General features: G+C 72.2%; 15 protein-coding genes. 9 read left to right on the top strand and 6 right to left on the bottom strand.

Translation table 11 applies throughout. The features are described 5' to 3' along the window. Positions 1 to 33 precede the first annotated feature (33 nt). Genes JOD51_RS05510 through JOD51_RS05520 form a run of 3 tightly spaced genes read right to left on the bottom strand, consistent with a single transcriptional unit; the run spans position 34 to position 3,301 of the window. Positions 34 to 807 (bottom strand): glycosyltransferase family 2 protein, encoded by a 774-nt coding sequence (locus tag JOD51_RS05510; RefSeq protein ID WP_204607372.1) that lies wholly within the window; start codon positions 805 to 807, stop codon positions 34 to 36. After that, entirely contained in the window at positions 804 to 2,198 is a 1,395-nt protein-coding gene (locus JOD51_RS05515) for a PIG-L family deacetylase (protein WP_259558903.1), read from the bottom strand. The genes JOD51_RS05510 and JOD51_RS05515 overlap by 4 nt, the downstream gene beginning before the upstream one ends. After that, on the bottom strand, positions 2,195 to 3,301 hold the full coding sequence (locus JOD51_RS05520; protein WP_204607374.1) for an acyl-CoA dehydrogenase family protein: 1,107 nt from the start codon (positions 3,299 to 3,301) through the stop codon (positions 2,195 to 2,197). Before JOD51_RS05520 ends, JOD51_RS05515 begins: the two co-directional genes overlap by 4 nt. A 106-nt stretch (positions 3,302 to 3,407) precedes the next feature. Between JOD51_RS05520 and JOD51_RS05525 the strand changes: the two genes are divergently transcribed. The 4 genes from JOD51_RS05525 (at position 3,408) to rplL (ending at position 6,934) form a co-directional block, all read left to right on the top strand. Further along, positions 3,408 to 4,148 (top strand): response regulator transcription factor, encoded by a 741-nt coding sequence (locus JOD51_RS05525; protein ID WP_204607375.1) that lies wholly within the window; start codon positions 3,408 to 3,410, stop codon positions 4,146 to 4,148. A gap of 15 nt (positions 4,149 to 4,163) precedes the next feature. Next, a complete protein-coding gene (locus JOD51_RS05530) occupies positions 4,164 to 5,684 on the top strand; it encodes a sensor histidine kinase (protein WP_204607376.1) in 1,521 nt (506 codons plus the stop codon). Between the two features lie 299 nt (positions 5,685 to 5,983). Next, complete coding sequence (gene rplJ / locus JOD51_RS05535; RefSeq protein WP_111051486.1) at positions 5,984 to 6,499, top strand: 50S ribosomal protein L10; 516 nt, start codon at positions 5,984 to 5,986, stop codon at positions 6,497 to 6,499. Between the two features lie 51 nt (positions 6,500 to 6,550). After that, positions 6,551 to 6,934 (top strand): 50S ribosomal protein L7/L12, encoded by a 384-nt coding sequence (gene rplL / locus JOD51_RS05540; RefSeq protein WP_204607377.1) that lies wholly within the window; start codon positions 6,551 to 6,553, stop codon positions 6,932 to 6,934. Positions 6,935 to 7,116: 182 nt separating this feature from the next. Here rplL and JOD51_RS05545 read toward each other — a convergent pair whose 3' ends face one another. Both JOD51_RS05545 and JOD51_RS05550 read right to left on the bottom strand, forming a co-directional pair. Then, positions 7,117 to 8,040: a type IV toxin-antitoxin system AbiEi family antitoxin gene (locus tag JOD51_RS05545; RefSeq protein ID WP_504739243.1), complete on the bottom strand. Its 924-nt coding sequence runs from the start codon at positions 8,038 to 8,040 to the stop codon at positions 7,117 to 7,119. Positions 8,041 to 8,248: 208 nt separating this feature from the next. Then, positions 8,249 to 9,661: an amino acid permease gene (locus JOD51_RS05550; RefSeq protein WP_204607379.1), complete on the bottom strand. Its 1,413-nt coding sequence runs from the start codon at positions 9,659 to 9,661 to the stop codon at positions 8,249 to 8,251. A 210-nt stretch (positions 9,662 to 9,871) separates the two neighbouring features. Between JOD51_RS05550 and JOD51_RS05555 the strand changes: the two genes are divergently transcribed. The 5 genes from JOD51_RS05555 to JOD51_RS16940 all read left to right on the top strand — a co-directional run bounded on the left by JOD51_RS05555 (position 9,872) and on the right by JOD51_RS16940 (position 16,880). Next, on the top strand, positions 9,872 to 11,785 hold the full coding sequence (locus JOD51_RS05555) for an ABC transporter ATP-binding protein (protein WP_204610883.1): 1,914 nt from the start codon (positions 9,872 to 9,874) through the stop codon (positions 11,783 to 11,785). Between the two features lie 302 nt (positions 11,786 to 12,087). Then, entirely contained in the window at positions 12,088 to 13,452 is a 1,365-nt protein-coding gene (locus tag JOD51_RS05560) for a cystathionine beta-synthase (protein ID WP_204607380.1), read from the top strand. Between the two features lie 163 nt (positions 13,453 to 13,615). Beyond that, the gene (locus JOD51_RS05565) at positions 13,616 to 14,761 is read left to right on the top strand and encodes a cystathionine gamma-synthase (RefSeq protein ID WP_204607381.1); all 1,146 of its coding nucleotides are present in this window, start codon (positions 13,616 to 13,618) and stop codon (positions 14,759 to 14,761) included. Between the two features lie 108 nt (positions 14,762 to 14,869). Next, positions 14,870 to 16,255: an MFS transporter gene (locus JOD51_RS05570; RefSeq protein ID WP_204607382.1), complete on the top strand. Its 1,386-nt coding sequence runs from the start codon at positions 14,870 to 14,872 to the stop codon at positions 16,253 to 16,255. 28 nt (positions 16,256 to 16,283) lie between these two features. Further along, on the top strand, positions 16,284 to 16,880 hold the full coding sequence (locus JOD51_RS16940) for a substrate-binding domain-containing protein (protein WP_204607383.1): 597 nt from the start codon (positions 16,284 to 16,286) through the stop codon (positions 16,878 to 16,880). 21 nt (positions 16,881 to 16,901) lie between these two features. On the opposite strand, the gene JOD51_RS05580 is transcribed toward JOD51_RS16940, so the two are convergent. Further along, a complete protein-coding gene (locus JOD51_RS05580) occupies positions 16,902 to 17,483 on the bottom strand; it encodes a TetR/AcrR family transcriptional regulator (protein ID WP_204607384.1) in 582 nt (193 codons plus the stop codon). Between the last annotated feature and the right edge of the window lie 34 nt (positions 17,484 to 17,517).

Raw genomic sequence — 17,517 nt, forward strand, 5'->3', positions numbered from 1 at the left:
CCCCTTCGGTCGGCTATCAGGACGGTAAGGAGGTCAGGACGCGTCACCGTAGGTGCGGCGGAGGTGCTCCGCGTACCCGCCCGGTGTCCGGCCGTCGAACCGACCGCTGGTGACGACCGGGAGGCTCGTGGTCGCGTCCACCCGCAGGCCCAGCGCGCGGGCGCGCGCCACCAACCGGACGTCCTCGTGCTCGGGCACCGGGTCGAACCCGCCGACCGCACGGTAGGCGTCCGCCCGGATGCCGAGGTTCGCGCCGTGCACGTGGCCGAGGGTCGCCCCGGGCGGGTGCGTCGCCTGCCACCGTGCGAGGACCACGGCGTCGAGGTCGTCCGGATCGGGCACGACGGCACCGACCAGGACGTGGGCGCCGGACACGAGGGCGTCGAGCTGCTGCACGAGCCACCCCGCCGCGACCCGGGAGTCCGCGTCGGTGTGGGCGAGCCAGCGCTGGTCGAGGTCGGCGTCGTCGTGGTCGACTGCCGGCTCGTCGGTGCGCTGCCGTCCGGCGCTGACGAGGGCGCCGGCGACCGGTCGGGCGAGGGCGTGTGCGGCACCGAGCGACCGCGCCCGACCGACGCCGACGTGGTCGGTGACCAGGGTGTCGAGCCAGGCGGCTCCGTCCGCGTGGGCGTGCACGAGCGCCGCGGTGTCGTCGGTGCAGCCGTCGAGGACGACGCTCACGTGGACCGAGACGTGGGGGCGCTCGTGCCGGAGGTTCGAGACGGCGGTGGCCAGTGCCTCCAGGCAGGCGACGATCCGGTCCTGTTCGTCGTGGGCCGGGACGACGACGTCGAGGCGGAGCGTCACCGGACGAGTCCCTCTGCCCGCGCGACGCTCGTGACCGACGGGCCGGGCAGGACGCTGAGGACGAAGTCCGGCTCGACGTGGCGGACGAGTGCCGGCCGGGGCCAGCGGGCCGCCAGGTGAGCGTCCACCGTGTCCCCGTCGGTGACGGCGTCGCTGTCCGGGTGCCGCCAGTGACAGGCGACGAGCACACCGTCGTCGTCGAGGGACGCGAGCACGCGGTCGATCGTGACGTCGAGGTCGGCGGGGGAGAGGTAGTAGCCGACCTCGGACATCACCACGAGGTCCCAGCGGCCGTCCGGCCACTCGGTGGGCAGGGCGGCCTGGACGAACCGGGCGGAGGGCGCTCGCCGCCGGGCCCGCTCGAGCGGCGCACGCGAGATGTCGGTGCCGAGGACGGCGTCCGCCCGCTCGGTCAGCGCGGCGGTGAGGACCCCGGTGGCGCAGCCGAGTTCGAGTGCGGACCGGTAGCGGCGTCGGGGGAGCGCGGCCAGGGTCACGGCACGCTTCCGCTGCTCGTACCAGGAGCCGTCGAAGTCCCACCCCTCGGGCTTCCGGTCGTAGTGGGCGTCGAAGGACTCGCGGGAGCGGGAGGGCGCCGTGGGCTCGGTCGTCGCGGAGTCGGTGCGCACGTCCACGAACCACTCCCGGTCGCGGATGTGGTGTCGGGCGTGCCGGTCGTCCACGATCGCCTCGTCCCCGGGCGCCGACGACAGCGGGCGGACCTGCGAGGCGTGGGCGTCGAGGGCCCGGCGCTTCCGGTCGAGCACGGCGGAGGACAGCGGCAGCGCCCGGAGCCGGGCGAGGGGCAGGGCCGGTGCTACCGGGTCGTCCCAGTGCCACGCCCACACGGGGTAGGCGAGCAGGTCGACGTCGGGCGTGTCCGCGACGAGGCGCGCAGCGACCTCACCCGCGACGCGGTGGTCCCGGTGGCCGTCGCCCTGCCACGGCGCCACGACCAGGGTGCGGCCGGCTCCGGGAGGGTCTGCCTCGGCGGACAGGTGGTCGGCCAGTGCGTCCGCCAGCGTCTCGGGCTGCTCGCGGAGTCCGCCGTCCGGCACGTCGAGCACCGACCACGTCACCGTGGGGTGCAGCGCCAGGAGCGCCGTCCGGAACTCCTCGGCACGACGGACGGAGAGGTCCTCCGGACTGGTCGTCGGGGAGTCCGGGTGCGAACCCTCGCCCCGGCTGACCAGGACCACGTGCACCGGCAGTCCGGCGTCGGCCGCGGCCGCGATGAGCCCGCCGGCACCCAGGGTCTCGTCGTCGGGGTGGGGTGCCACGACGAGCACCCGGTCGTACCCGTCCAGTGCGATCGGCGCCGTGTCGACCCGGTCGAGCACGGGCGTCCAGGCGTCCGGGTCGGTCCCCGGAGCCCGGTGGTCGAAGCTCACCACGCGACACCGCCGCGCTCGAGCACCATCCGGCCGATGCGGGCCAGGTCACGGTCGCCGTGGTCCTGCAGCACGTAGAGCTCGAGGTCGGCGACCCGTGCGGCGACGGCGGGGTCGCTCGTCAGCGGGCCGGGGCCGATCGACCGGACGACCTCGGTCCGGACGGCGTCGACGGCGCGGCGGACCCGGGAGCGGACCACCTGGGCGAGGAGCGGCCAGTCGGTGCCGTCATCGGTCGCGTCGGTCTGGTCGGAGCTGTCGGCGCTGTCGGCGCTGTCGTCGATCCGGCGGGCGGCACCGGCGAGGGCGTCCTCGGCGTCGGCCAGGTCGGCGACCACCGAACCGAGTGCGGCCTGCAGCAGTTCGGAGTCCGGTCGGGCGGCGGCGTGCGAGCGGAGCACCCGTGCCAGCCCGACAGCACCACCCCACCAGCATGCTGCGACGCCGATGCCACCCCACGCGAAGCCCGGACGGCGGAGGTACCAGCCGGGCTCGCCGACCGGGTCCGCCCGGACGGCGGAGAAGCCGACCGGGCCGCTCGGCACGTCCGGCAGCCCACGGGCCACCCACGCAACGTCGTGCGGCACGACGCCGTCCTGGCGCAGCGACACCGCGACGAGCCGACGTTCCTGGCCGACGTGCGCGGTGACCAGGGCGTGCGACAGCGTCGACGCCAGCGAGCACCAGGGCTTCGTTCCGTCGAGGACGACACCGCCGTCCTCGGTCGGGTGCCCCTCGAGACGGAGGCCCGGGGCCTCGGCCGCGTAGACACCCCACGTCGACCCCGCGGGCACCGCCACCCCGGCCTGCGCCAGGATCGTCAGCGCGTCGAGGTGGGGTTCGACCACCCGGGCGGTCGCGACGTCCGCGGCGGCGACCGCGGCGAGGGTCGCGAGGACCTGTCCGGCGGTCCCGGCGACGAGTGGCGGGGTGGTGGACGCGAGGGTCTGCGCGACGGTGAGCCGGTGCGCCGGGGGAGGGGCGGGCCTCCCGGCCGTGGCGTCGACCGTGGTCGCGGGATCGGCGGAACCGTCCACGAGGGCGGCGATCGCAGCGGTGTCGACACGCAGCGCGCCGTCGGGCCAAGCAGGGGAGACCAGCATCGTCGCCAGGCTAACGACGCAGCCATCCACGTCGACGCGGACGATCCACAGGGCGCACCAGGACGGGCCACAGACGGCTCATAGGAAACCCTCGATACTCGAAGACGTGACCATCTCGCAGCCCTCCGCACCCCCGCGCCTCACCCGTGCCGACGGTTCGCCGTTGCGCATCCTGGTCGTCGACGACGAAGCCAGCCTCACCGACCTGCTCTCGATGGCGCTCCGCTACGAGGGATGGGACGTCCGCAGCGCGAACGGCGGGCAGGACGCCCTGACGACGGCGCGGGAGTTCAAGCCGGACGCGATGGTGCTCGACGTGATGATGCCGGACCTCGACGGCCTGCAGGTCCTCAGCCGACTGCGCCAGAACAACGACGACACCCCGGTGCTGTTCCTCACCGCCAAGGACTCCGTCGAGGACCGCGTCACCGGGCTCACCGCCGGCGGCGACGACTACGTCACCAAGCCGTTCTCGCTCGAGGAGGTCGTCGCACGCCTCCGCGGACTCATCCGCCGCTCGCAGATCTCCGTCAGCGAGGCCGGGGACTCCCGCATCGTCGTCGGCGACCTGGTGCTCGACGAGGAGTCCTACGAGGTCACACGCGCCGGCCGGTCGATCGAACTCACCGCGACCGAGTTCGAACTGCTCCGCTTCCTCATGCGCAACCCGCGGCGCGTCCTGTCGAAGGCGCAGATCCTCGACCGGGTGTGGTCGTACGACTTCGGCGGCAAGTCCTCCGTCGTCGAGATCTACATCTCCTACCTGCGCAAGAAGATCGACGTCGGCGAGGAGCCGATGATCCACACGGTGCGTGGCGTCGGGTACGTCATCAAGCCCACCGCCTGAACCCCGGCCTCCCGCATGACCCTCCGTCGCCGGCTCGTCCTGAGCATCGTCGCCCTGGTCGTCGCCGTCAGCGCGGTGATCGGGGCGGGGAGCATCATCGCGCTCGCGAGCATCCAGACGGGTGCCATCGACGGGCAGTTGCAGAAGGCGACGGCCCGCGCCAGCACGAAGTTCGGGCAGGGTGAGCAGTCGCCGAACGGGCAGCGTCCCAACGACGACCTGCTGCAACCGCTCGGCCAGGCAGCGGGCACCCTCACCGCCTACTACTTCTCCGGTGGCCGCGCCGGGGGCATCGTCCTGCAGGAGGACAGCTCTCGCGGGCAGTTGACCGCCGCGCAGCTGGACCGGCTCGGCGACGTCAAGGTCGGAGTCGACCCCGCGACGATGGACCTCGGTGGGGAGCTCGGCAAGTACCGGGTCGCCGCGGTGCAGGTCGACAACCCGGTGCTGGGCGACGCCGTCCTGGTCGTCGGCCTGCCACTCGCCCCGGTGTACGAGAGCGTGTGGAAGCTGCTCGGCGTGGTGCTCGTCGTCACCGTGCTCGCGCTCCTCGTCGCCTCGGCCGTCGCCACCGCCGCCGTCCGACGGGCGCTCCGGCCGCTCGACCGCGTCGCGGAGACCGCCTCGACCGTCGCCCGGATGCCCCTCGACCGCAGCGACGCGCTCGACGGCGTCCGCGTGCCCGACGCCGACCCCGCGACCGAGGTCGGCCGCGTCGGCACCGCGTTCAACCGGATGCTCGGACACATCGGCAACGCCATGCAGGCCCGCGAACGGTCCGAACAGAAGGTCCGGCAGTTCGTCGCCGACGCCTCACACGAACTCCGCACGCCCCTGGCCTCGATCCGCGGGTACGCCGAACTCACCCGCCGGATGGGTGCCGACCTGCCGCCCGACGTCGTCTACGCGATGAGCCGGGTCGAGTCGGAGTCCGTCCGGATGACCTCGATGGTCGAGGACCTGCTGCTCCTGGCGCGGCTCGACGAGGGCCGGGAGATCCAGTTCGCCGACGTCGACCTGACCGGCCTGGTGCTCGACGCCGTCAACGACGCCCACGCTGCCTCGCCGGACCACCCGATCGAGGTCGACCTGCCCGCCGAACCCGTCGAGGTCGTCGGCGACGCGGCACGCCTGCACCAGGTGATCGTCAACCTCGTCACCAACGCCCGCACCCACACGCCCGACGGCACCCGGATCACGGTCGGCATCGCACCGTGCCAGGACGGCGGCGTCGACCTGACCGTCCGCGACGACGGGCAGGGGATCGCGCCGGAGTTCCTGCCGAAGCTCTTCGAGCGGTTCGCCCGCGCCGACAGCTCGCGGTCGCGGACCGCGGGGTCGACGGGGCTCGGACTCGCGATCGTGGACGCCGTCGTGCAGGCCCACGGCGGGCGGGTCAGCGTGACGAGTGAGCCGGGGGACACGGTGTTCACGGTGCACCTGCCCGATCGGGCGGCGCTCGTCGACGGTGACGGTGACGGTGACGGTGCTGGTGCTGGTGCTGGCGCGTGGGACGCGGTGCCGGAGCGCTCCTGAGCGCGACCGGCGGGGCGGGGGTGAGGCGGGCCTCCCGGCCGGTCCGTGCTTCCGGACCGCCGCCGAGGTGTGGTACGGTTCTGTTCAGCCAAAGACCGCTGGTTGTCGCTGCCCTGCTCACGCATGGACAGTGACCGAAGGTCCTCGTCATGAGGGCGCCCGCGCAGGTGTTCAGAACCACTCCCACACATCGTGCGGGAGCAGCTCCGAGCCTCTGCGCCGGAGCTTTTTCCATGTACGGGTTGTGTTCACCACAGCCATGGGACCCGGGGCTGCCAGCAAGAACCCCAAGGAGAACCATGGCGAACAAGGAAGCTGCGGTCGCCGAGCTCACGGAGTCCTTCCGTAGCTCGAACGCCGTTCTGCTCACCGAGTACCGCGGTCTCACGGTCGCGCAGCTCAAGGAGCTCCGCAACTCGATCCGTGAGCACGCCACGTACGCCGTGGTGAAGAACACGCTGACCAAGATCGCGGCCAACGAAGCAGGCATCACGTCGTTCGACGACGAGCTCGCTGGTCCGTCCGCTCTCGCCTTCGTCCACGGTGACACCGTCGCCGTGGCGAAGTCGCTGCGTGCATTCGCCAAGGCGAACCCCGAGCTCGTGGTGAAGGGTGGTTACTTCGACGGTAACCCGCTCTCCGCGACCGAGGTGGACAAGCTCGCCGACCTCGAGTCCCGCGAAGTGCTGCTCGGCAAGCTCGCCGGCGCCTTCAAGGCCTCGCTGTTCGGTGCTGCGTACCTGTTCCAGGCACCCCTCTCGCAGGCCGTCCGCACGGTGGACGCCCTCCGCGAGAAGCAGGAGTCCGCGGCCTGACCAGGCACGCGTTCCACAACCACATCACGTACTGAGTAGTAGGAGAAAATCATGGCGAAGCTTTCGCAGGACGAGCTCATCGAGGCCTTCAAGGAGCTCACGCTCATCGAGCTCTCTGACTTCGTGAAGAAGTTCGAAGAGGTCTTCGAGGTCACCGCTGCCGCCCCCGTCGCCGCTGCTGCGGTCAGTGGCGCTGCTGCCCCCGCCGAGGAGGTCGAGGAGAAGACCGAGTTCGACGTCGTGCTCAAGTCGGCCGGTGACAAGAAGATCCAGGTCATCAAGGAGGTCCGCAGCCTCACGTCGCTCGGCCTGGGCGAGGCCAAGGCGCTCGTCGAGACCGCCGACGCCAAGGTGCTCGAGGGCGCGAACAAGGAAGCCGCCGACAAGGCGAAGGCTTCCCTCGAGGCCGCCGGCGCCACCGTCGAGCTCGTCTGAGTCCGACCTTCTGGTCACGAAGGCCGCTGCCCCTCGGGGCGGCGGCCTTCGTCGTGTGCGCGGGGTGCGGTGCGGCGGGCGGGGCCGGCCGCGGGCGCCGAGCCTCGGCTGGGCGGACACTTTGCGCCGTCTGGATCGCGCAAGATGTCCGCGGAGCCGAGCCTCGGCGCTGCTGCTCCGCCTCAGACGCGGATGCCGTGCTGTCGGAGGAGCGTGCGGAGTCGCTCGGGGTCGGCGAGGTGCCACCAGGTGACACGGATCACCGTGCGGACTCCCGGCAGGGCGCGGAGTTGGTCCTCGCGGATCTTCTCCTGCCAGAGGACCTGCGCTGCATCGCGGCCCGCGAGCATCGTGGGGTCGACGTACTTCTGCTGTCCGTCGAACTCGAGGACGACACCGAGCGAGGGGATCCAGAAGTCGACCCGTCGGAGGGTGCCGTCCGGTAACCGGAACCCGTACTGCGGCTGGGCCGGACCGACGCCGAGCTCGACCAGGCGGACTGCGGTGTAGGACTCGCCGACTGACTCGTGCCGTGCATCCAGAGCCGCAACGACGAGCCGAGCGCGACGCGACCCGCGGGCTGGCGGTTCTGGGAGAGCGAGCTGGAGGGACGCCGGGTCGACGGACCCGTTGCGGACGGCGTGGTCGATCGCCACGGCGGCGGTGCTCGGGTCAGACGTGGTCGCGACCAACACCGCCGTCACGAGGGGACTGGTCACGCGCACGCCGTGGAACTGGTGCGTCAGGTCGATCGGCACCGCTTCCTGTGGCGCATGCCGGACGACGCCGAGTCGGTGGGTCACCGATGTCGCGTCGAGGTCGACCACGTGGACCCGTTCGGGCGCCGGACCGATCAGCGGCCATCCGTGCAGGATCGCTGCGGTGATGTGCGAGAACGCGGAGGAGGAACCGAGTTCCGGGGCCAGCGCTCGTGCGATGGTCCGGTGCTGCGACGACGGGGAGAGTCCGACCCATTCGGCACTTGCAACGTACGTTCCCGGGCGGATTCGGGTCAGTTTCCCCGCTGCGCACTGTCGGCGAAGGGTCCTCGCGGTCGACGGATCCGTCGGAACGGCGCGGAGCAGGGTCGGCTCGGTGATCTCCATGGAACCGAGGCTCGCGCTGCCGGACGCGATGCGGGCCTCCCGGCCGGTTCCGGTGCACTCACGCCGTTCTCCACAGCAGCCGGCGGGGAAGCGAGGCTCGCCCCAGCGGACACTTTCCGTGCGCCAGCCGCCGCAAAGTGTCCGCCCAGCCGAGGCTCGGCGCCGGGGCCGCCGGCCGGCGCGCGGCGCGCGGCGCGGGGCGGCCGCGCTAGGCCAGTGTGCTGTGGCGGCGTCCGTAGGCCACGTAGAGCACCGCGCCGGCGACCATCCAGATGCCGAACGCGATCCACGTTCCCGCACCGAGCGTGACCGCCAGGAACAGGCAGAACAGGACGCCGAGGACCGGTACCACGGGGAAGAACGGCACGCGGTACGACCGTTCCAAGTCCGGCTGCGTCCGGCGGAGCACGATCACCGAGATGTTCACGAGGGCGAACGCGATGAGCGTGCCGATGCTCGTCGCGTCGGCGAGCTCGCCGAGGGGGACGAGCGCCGACACGATCGTGACCACGATGCCGACGATGAGCGTGTTCGCGATCGGGGTCCCGGTCCGCGCGGACACCCGCCCGAACACCTTCGGCACGAGACCGTCGCGCGCCATCGTCAGCAAGATCCGGGTCTGGCCGTAGAGCACGGTGAGGACGACACTGGCGATCGCGATCACGGCGCCGATCGAGAACACGAGCGCGACGACGGGCTGCCCGGTGACGTCGACGACGATGCGGACGAGCGAGGCCTCGTCGGCGGAGAACGACGTCCACGACCGCGCCCCGATCGCCGCGACGGCGACCAGGATGTACAGCGCGGTGATGAGCGCGATCGACCCGATGATTGCGCGCGGCAGGTCGCGGCGGGGGTTCTTCGCCTCCTCGCCGGCGGTCGACGCGGCGTCGAACCCGATGTACGAGAAGAACAGTCGGGAGGCCGCCGCACTCACGCCCGCGGCACCCATCGGCGCGAGCGGCTCGAAGTTCCCGATCCGGAACGCCGAGAACGCCACGATGACGAAGAACACGAGCAACGCGATCTTCACGAGCACCATGAGCGTGTTCACCCAGGCGCTCTCCTTCGCCCCGGGCAGCAGGACGAGCATCGCCACGAGGACGAGCGCGGCGGCCGGCAGGTTCACGAGACCGCCGTCACCGGGAGGCGCGGAGAGCACGGCCGGCAGGTGCAGCCCGAACACGCGCAGCGTCTCGTCGACGTACTCGCTGGCCCCGACCGCGACGGCCGCGACCGACACCGCGTACTCGAGGACCAGGCACCACCCGCAGACCCAGGCGATGCCCTCGCCCATCGTCGCGTAGGTGTACGAGTAGCTCGACCCGGAGGTCGGGACCGCCCCGGCCATCTCGGCGTAGGACAGCGCCGAGAGCAGTGCGGCGACGCCGGCGAGGACGAACGAGATCCAGACCGCGGGTCCGGCGAGCGGCACGGCGGTGCCGAGGACGACCAGGATGCCGGTGCCGAGCGTCGCACCGACGCTGATCATCGTCAGGTGCCACACGCCCAGGGTCCGGCGGAGCGGCTGCCCGTCGACGCCCTCCGCGGCCTCGGCACGGAGTTGCTCCACCGGCTTCCGCCGGAGGAGCTGGTGGGCGAGTGACGGCGCGGACGACATGGGACCTCACGGGGGCACGAGCGGGGGACGGGTCATCGTCCCACGGCCCTCGGACGGCATCCAAACCGGTCGCGTCCGCTCCTGCACACGGGAGGCCCGGATCACCTCCGTCCACAGCCCTCGGCGAACGGGGCCGGCCGGGTCGGTGCGCGGGCGTACATTCATGCGAGGACGACGCCGCGAGGCGTGGAGAGGGTGTCGATGAGTCAGATGGGCTCCGTCGCCGGTGGCGGCGGGATGCGTGGTGGTGGGATGCGTGGCGGTGGACCCGGCGGCGGGCACGGTCGCAGCCGGATCTCCAGCGGAGACCCGGACGCGCAGCGCGCCGCGAACGCGGAAGCGCCCCAGATCCCGCACCTGCTCCGCCGCATCGCCGGGCTCTTCGTCCCGCACCGTCGCTCGATCAGCCTGACCGTGGTCCTCGTCCTCATCGGTGCCGCCGTCTCGGTGATCCCGCCGCTCCTGACCCAGCAGGCCTTCGACCGCGGGCTCTTCCCGCCCGGCGGACGCCCCGACGTGCCCGTGCTCGCCGTGCTCGTCGGCGGGATGATCGGGCTGTGGATCCTGAGCGCCGGCATCGGCGTCTGGCAGACCTACCTGACCGCGACGGTCGGCAACAAGGTCATGGGCGCCATGCGGATGCGGCTGTTCGGACACCTGCAGCGGATGGAGCTCGCGTTCTTCACGCGGACCAAGACCGGCGTGATCCAGAGCCGGTTGCAGAACGACGTCGGCGGCGTCGCCAGCGTCCTGAACAACACCATCTCGTCGGTGCTCGGCAACACCGTGACGGTCATCGCCGCCGTCGTCGCGATGCTGCTGCTGAGCTGGCAGATGACCCTCGTGGCCGTCGTGCTGCTGCCTCTGCTCGTCATCGCGCAGCGGAAGGTCGGCAAGGTCCGCGCCCGGATCGCCGCGCAGACGCAGGAGTCGCTGTCGGACATGACGTCCATCACGCAGGAGACCCTGAGCGTGTCGGGGATCCTGCTCGCGAAGAGCTTCAACCAGCAGCGCAGCGAGATCCACCGCTACGGCGACGAGAACCGCAACCAGATCGGCCTGCAGGTCCGCCAGCAGATGTCCGGTCAGTGGTTCTTCGCGATCGTGCAGATCTTCCTGTCGATCATCCCCGCGGTGATCTACCTGGTGGCCGCGTACCTGATCGAGGGCGGGGTCCCGATCACCGCCGGCACGATCGTGGCCTTCACGACCGTGCAGTCCCGGTTGCTCTTCCCGACGGTCGGTCTGCTCCGGGTCGTGCTCGACCTGCAGACCTCCGGCGCCCTGTTCGCCCGCATCTTCGAGTACTTCGACCTCGAACCGGCGATCACGGACTCGGCCACCGCGAAGCCGGTCGACGAGCGACGTGTCGGGCACGTGGCGTTCGACGACGTCTCCTTCGCCTACCCGGACGGCGAGCCGGACAAGCCGACCCTGCGCGGTGTCTCGTTCGAGCTGCAGCCGGGCCAGTTCGCGGCGTTCGTCGGACCCTCCGGAGCGGGCAAGACCACGATCTCGTACCTGGTCCCGCGGCTCTACGAGGCCACCGCGGGCTCGGTCCGGTTCGCCGGGCAGGACGTCCGCGACATCGAGCACGAGGACCTCATGGCGCACATCGGCATCGTGAGCCAGGAGACGTACCTGTTCCACTCGTCCATCGGCGACAACCTGCGCTACGCGAAGCCCGACGCGACGGACGCCGAGCTCGAGCAGGCGGCGAGGGCGGCGAACATCCACGAGACGATTGCGTCGTTCCCGGACGGCTACGACACGATCGTGGGGGAGCGGGGCTACCGGCTGTCCGGTGGCGAGAAGCAGCGGATCGCGATCGCTCGGGTGCTGCTCAAGGACCCGCCCGTCCTGGTCCTCGACGAGGCGACGAGTGCCCTCGACTCGATCTCCGAGCGCATCGTGCAGGCAGCGCTCGACACCGCTGCCCGTGGGCGGACGACGATCTCCATCGCGCACCGACTGTCGACGATCCGGGACGCCGACGTGGTCTTCGTCCTCGACCACGGGCAGATCGTCGAGCAGGGGACGCACGACGAACTCCTCGCCCTCGGCGGGACGTACGCGACGCTCCACGAGCAGCAGAGCGACCCGGTCGTCGCCGCCCGGGGCTGACCCGGCTCGCGCTGCGGGCGGCACGGGTCCGGACCCGGGTCGCCGGCGTCGTTCCACGCGATCGGTCGGCTGGGATCCGAGGCACCGGGAACCGGGCGGCGTACGCCGTCGACACGGCACGACGCACTCCGTGGACACGGCACGGCGCACTCCGTGGACACGGCACGGCGCACTCCGTGGACACGGCACGGCGCACTCCGTGGACACGGCACGGCGCACTCCGTGGACACCGGGCGACGCACTCCGTGGACACCGGGCGACGCACTCGTGGACAGCGGGAGTGCGCCGCCTAGACTCGACGGGTGCGTTACGCGAACTCCGTCGTCGACCTGGTCGGCGACACCCCGCTGGTCCGCCTGAACCGTGTCACCGAGGGCATCCGGGCGACGATCCTGGTCAAGGTCGAGTACCTGAACCCGGGGGGTTCGTCGAAGGACCGCATCGCGACGCGGATCATCGACGCGGCCGAGGCCTCCGGCGACCTGCGCCCCGGCGGCACGATCGTCGAGCCGACCTCGGGCAACACCGGTGTCGGGCTGGCTCTGGTGGCCCAGCAGCGCGGGTACCGATGCGTGTTCGTGCTGCCGGACAAGGTCGGCGAGGACAAGCGGAACGTCCTGACCGCGTACGGCGCCGAGATCGTCGTCACCCCGACCGCCGTCGCGCCCGACGACCCGGAGTCCTACTACTCGGTGTCGGACCGCCTGGTGCGCGAGATCCCCGGCGCCTACAAGCCCAACCAGTACGCCAACCCCAACGGGCCGCGCAGTCACTACGAGACCACGGGTCCCGAGATCTGGCGCGACACCGAGGGTCAGCTCACCCACTTCGTCGCCGGCGTCGGCACGGGCGGCACGATCTCCGGCACCGGGCGCTTCCTCAAGGAGGCGTCGGACGGCCGGGTCCGCATCGTCGGCGCCGACCCCGAGGGATCCGTCTACTCCGGCGGCACCGGACGCCCCTACCTGGTCGAGGGCGTCGGCGAGGACTTCTGGCCGGCCGCCTACGACGCCGGGATCCCGGACGAGATCATCGCCGTCTCCGACGCGGACTCGTTCGCCATGACCCGGCGCCTCGCCCGCGAAGAGGGGCTGCTCGTCGGCGGGTCGAGCGGCATGGCCGTGGTCGCCGCGCTCCGTGCCGCCGAGTCCCTGTCCGAGGACGACGTCGTCGTGGTCCTGCTGCCCGACGGCGGCCGCGGCTACCTGGGCAAGATCTTCAACGACCGGTGGATGCGCTCGTACGGCTTCGCGGAGACCGACGACGAACGCTCCGTCGGGGACCTGATCGCCGGCAAGGACGGTCGCCTGCCCGACCTCGTGCACGCCCACCCGTCGGACACCATCCGCGACGTCATCGACATCATGACGAAGTACGGCGTCTCGCAGATGCCCGTCCTCAGCGCCGAACCGCCGGTCGTGATGGGCGAGGTCGCCGGTGCGGTGGAGGAGAAGGCCCTGCTCGGCCACGTCTTCACCGGTGCAGCGGGTATGGCCGACGCCCTCACACCGTTCGTCGGGGAACCGCTGCCGCTCATCGGCATCGGGGAGTCGCTGTCGGCTGCACGCAAGGCGCTCGAGAGCGCCGACGCCCTGCTCGTGGTGAACGACGGCAAGCCGGTCACGGTCCTCACCCGCCACGACCTCCTGACCTACCTGTCCGAGTGACGTCCACCCGACCGACACCCGAGCAGCAGCAGGCGGCGGCGCAGCCGGCCGCGACGCAGCCAGCGGCGGCGCAGCCGCAGACGGCGACGCAGCCGGCACCGACGGCCGCCGCGACCCGACCCACCCAGACCGCACCGAGCCTCCCGGAAGGGGCACCCGCGACATGACCGAGTTCAGCACCCGCGCCATCCACGCCGGCCAGGAGCCCGACGGCCCCACCGGCGCCGTGATCCCGCCCCTCTACCTGACCTCCACCTACGTGCAGGACGGCATCGGCGGCCTGCGCGGCGGCTACGAGTACTCGCGGTCCGGCAACCCGACGCGGGACTCGCTGCAGACGTTGCTCGCCGACCTGGACGGCGGTGTCGCGGCCTACTCGTTCTCGTCCGGCCTGGCGGGGGAGGACGCCCTGCTCCGCGCCTACCTGGAGCCCGGCGCCCGCATCGTGATGGGCAACGACGTGTACGGCGGCACCCACCGGCTGGCGAACCGGTTGCACGTGCCGTGGGGCATCGACCTCGTGACGGTGGAGATGAGCGACCCGGACCGGGTGCGTGCCGCGCTCGCCGACAGCCCGGCGAAGACCGTGCTGTGGGTGGAGACCCCGACGAACCCCCTCATGAAGATCGCCGACATCGAGCTGCTCGCCGCGATCGGGCACGAGGCCGGCGCCCTGGTCGTCGTCGACAACACCTTCGCCTCGCCCGCCCTGCAGCAGCCGATCGCACTCGGCGCCGACGTCGTCGTGTACTCGACGACCAAGTACCTCGGCGGTCACTCCGACGTCGTCGGCGGTGCCGTCGTCCTCCGTGACCAGGAGCTCGCCGAGCAGGTCGCGTTCGTGCAGTTCGGCGGTGGCGCGATCTCGTCCCCGTTCGACGCATGGCTCACGATCCGCGGCATCAAGACCCTCAGCGTCCGGATGGAGCGGCACTCCGCCAACGCCCAGACCGTCGCCGAGGCGCTCGTCGCGCACCCGGCCGTCGAGCACGTCTACTACCCGGGCCTGCCGGAGCACCCGGGGCACCACGTCGCCGCGAAGCAGATGCGCGGCTTCGGCGGCATGCTGTCGGTGGCGCTCGCCGGGGGTCCCGAGGCGGCGAAGCGGTTCGCGGAGTCGACCGAGCTGTTCGCCCTGGCGGAGTCGCTCGGCGGGGTCGAGTCGCTCATCGGGTACCCGAGCGAGATGACGCACGCGTCGGTCAAGGGCACCGAGCTGGCCGTCCCGGAGAACGTCGTCCGCCTGTCGGTCGGCATCGAGGACGCCGGCGACCTGGTCGCGGACGTGCAGCAGGCGCTCGAGCGCTGACCAGCGGGCCCGGAGCCCGGCGCCGCGGGGCCCCGGGGCCGGAGCCAGGCCCAAGCCCCGGCCCAGAGTCAGGGCCGGGCGACCGGCATCCCGTCCTACGATGAACCGGTGACCTCCACGACGGCGACGCAGCCGAGCCTCTTCGAGCCGCGACACCTCGTCGCCACCGTGGGCATGGTCGCGATCGTCGCCGTCTCGGCGTTCCAGAACCTGGCGATGACGACGATCATGCCCGTGATCGCCGCCGACCTGCACGGTGAGGCGCTGTACTCCCTGAGCTTCGCGGCGCCCCTGGCAGCCGGCGTGCCGGGCATGGTGCTGGCGGGCAACTGGACGGACCGCGCGGGTGGCCGCGTCGTCGCGTGGGTGTCCGCCGCGCTCTTCGCGCTCGGTACCGCGGTCGTGATGCTCGCCCCGACGATGCCGGTCTTCCTGGCCGGACGACTGGTCGAGGGCTTCGGCGCGGGCGCGATCGACGTCGTCCTCTACGTGCTGGTCGCGCGGGTCTTCCCCGCCGAGCTGCACGGCGCGGTGTTCGCCGGGTTCGCGGCCGCGTGGGTCGTGCCGGCACTGATCGGTCCGGCGCTCGCGGGCATCGTCACCGACGCGTTCGGCTGGCACTGGGTGTTCGCGGGTGCGCTGGGCATCGCGGTGGTCGCGTTCGCGTGCCTGGTCCCGACGCTCCGCCGGCTGCACGCACCCGTCCTGGAGGCACGCCCTCCCTGGCAGGGCGGCCGCATCGGGTGGTCGGTCGGTGCCGCCGTCGCGGTCCTGCTGCTCAACCTCGCCCCGGACCTGCCCGTGCCGGTCCGGATCGCCTCGGTCGTCGTCGGGCTCGTCGGCGCGTGGATGGCACTCCGTCCGCTGCTGCCGCGCCGGACGTTCACCGGCGGCCCCGGTCTGCCGTCGGTGGTCCTGCTCCGCGGGGTCCTGGCCGCGGGCTTCTTCGGCAGCGAGGCGTACGTGCCGTTCCTGCTGCAGGCCCAGCACGGGCTGAGCGCCGCCACGGCCGGGCTCGCCCTCACCGTGGCGGCGCTGAGCTGGGCGTCGGCCAGTTGGGCGCACGGACGACTGGGTGAGGAGCGGTTGCCCGCCGCCCGTGCGTTCGCCGCGGGCCTCGGACTGGTGCTGGTGAGCCTGCTGGTGGCCCTCGCGGTGGCGTTGTTCGACCTGCCCGCCTGGGTGCTCGTCGCCGGGTGGTTCGTCGGTGGTGCGGGCATGGGGGTCGCGTACCCGCGGACGTCGATGCTGACGCTCCGGTTCTCCCGCGAGGGCGACGACGGCTTCGCGAGCTCCGCCCTGACGATCGCGGACGCGGCGGGCAGCGTCGTCGGGCTCGCGGTCGCCGGGCTGCTGTTCACGGCTGCCGGCGGTCAGGACGAGCCGGCCGCCTTCACACTGGTGTTCGTGGCGATGACCGTGATCGCCCTCGTGGGGTTCGTCGCCGTCCGCCGGCTCGGACCGGTCCCGCCCCCGCCCGTGTCGGACGGGTAGCCTGGCAGACCCGGAACGAGGAGGAACCGTGCGCCGCACCGCAGTCGCCGTCCTGACCGCCGCACTCGCGGCGACGACGGTCGTGCTCGCGGGCTGCACCGGCACCACGACGGCCGCGCCGACACCGGTCCGGAGCACCGACCTGACGAGTTCCGACGGCGGCTTCGCGGAGAACGCGGTGATCGGTGTCGTCCTGACCGAGGACGCGGGGACGCCGAGCGACTCGGGGGACGGCCGCTCCCTCGCCACCCGCTTCCGCGAGGAGCTGACCGAGGCCGGCTTCCGCCCGGACATCCGCGTCGCCACCGGCGACCAGCCCGCGCGGCAGCGTGCGGCGGTCCGCGACCTGGTGCGGACCGGTGCGAAGGCGCTGCTGGTCCGTGCCGCGGATGCGTCGGCGCTCCGCACCGAGCTCCGCACCGCGCACGACGCCGGGGTCGTGGTGGTCGCGCTCGACGGGGCGCTGCCGTCCTCCGGCGGCGGCAACGACGGACTGTCCTCGGACTACCGCGTCGACGGCGGCGACTCGGACGCGGCGCTGGTCAGTCGGGCGGTCGACACGGTGTCGTCGCTGCAGCGTGGCGAGGAACCCGCGGAGCAGGGCGAGGAACCCGCGGGCCAGTAGCGCTCGGGCCGGAGGCTCGGGTCAGCTCCACCAGGCCGGGAACGATCGGGTGATCGTCTCGACCAGGGCCTTGCGGGACCGTCGCGGGCCGCCGAGCCAGGCCTCGATCGCGCCGACGAAGCCCTGCGCGACGAAGCCGGCGGCGACCTCGTCGATGATCTCGGGCTTGACGGCCGGGTCGAGCTCGCGGATGTGCGTCGTGCTCGACTCCGTGAAGTGGTCGACGAGCAGGCGGTGCAACGAGGCGTCCGCCGGGTCGGGGAGGGCGAGCGCGTAGATCTCGCGGTGCGCCGTCACGTGGTCGACGACCGCGTTGATGCCGCGGCGGGTGATCGCGGCGAGCTCGTCCGGGCCGGCACCGTGGTCGACGGCCGCGCGCCGGGCGTCGGAGTCGTCCTGCCGGATGCGGTCGAGTTCGGGCGTCAGGACTTCGGCGAGCAGCGAGCCGGGGGAGACCGCGTGCGAGTAGAACGTCGCGCGGTTGATGCCGGCGGCGCGGGTGACGTCGGCGACCGTGATCTGCGAGACCGGACGGTCGGCGGCGAGCCGCAGGACGGCCTCGCGGAGCGCCGCGGTGGTGTGCAGGATCCGAGCGTCGACCATGACGCTCCTCCCATCTCGATCGGTCCCGCGACGT

The sequence above is a fragment of the Curtobacterium herbarum genome (genome assembly GCF_016907335.1).
Classification (GTDB): domain Bacteria; phylum Actinomycetota; class Actinomycetes; order Actinomycetales; family Microbacteriaceae; genus Curtobacterium; species Curtobacterium herbarum.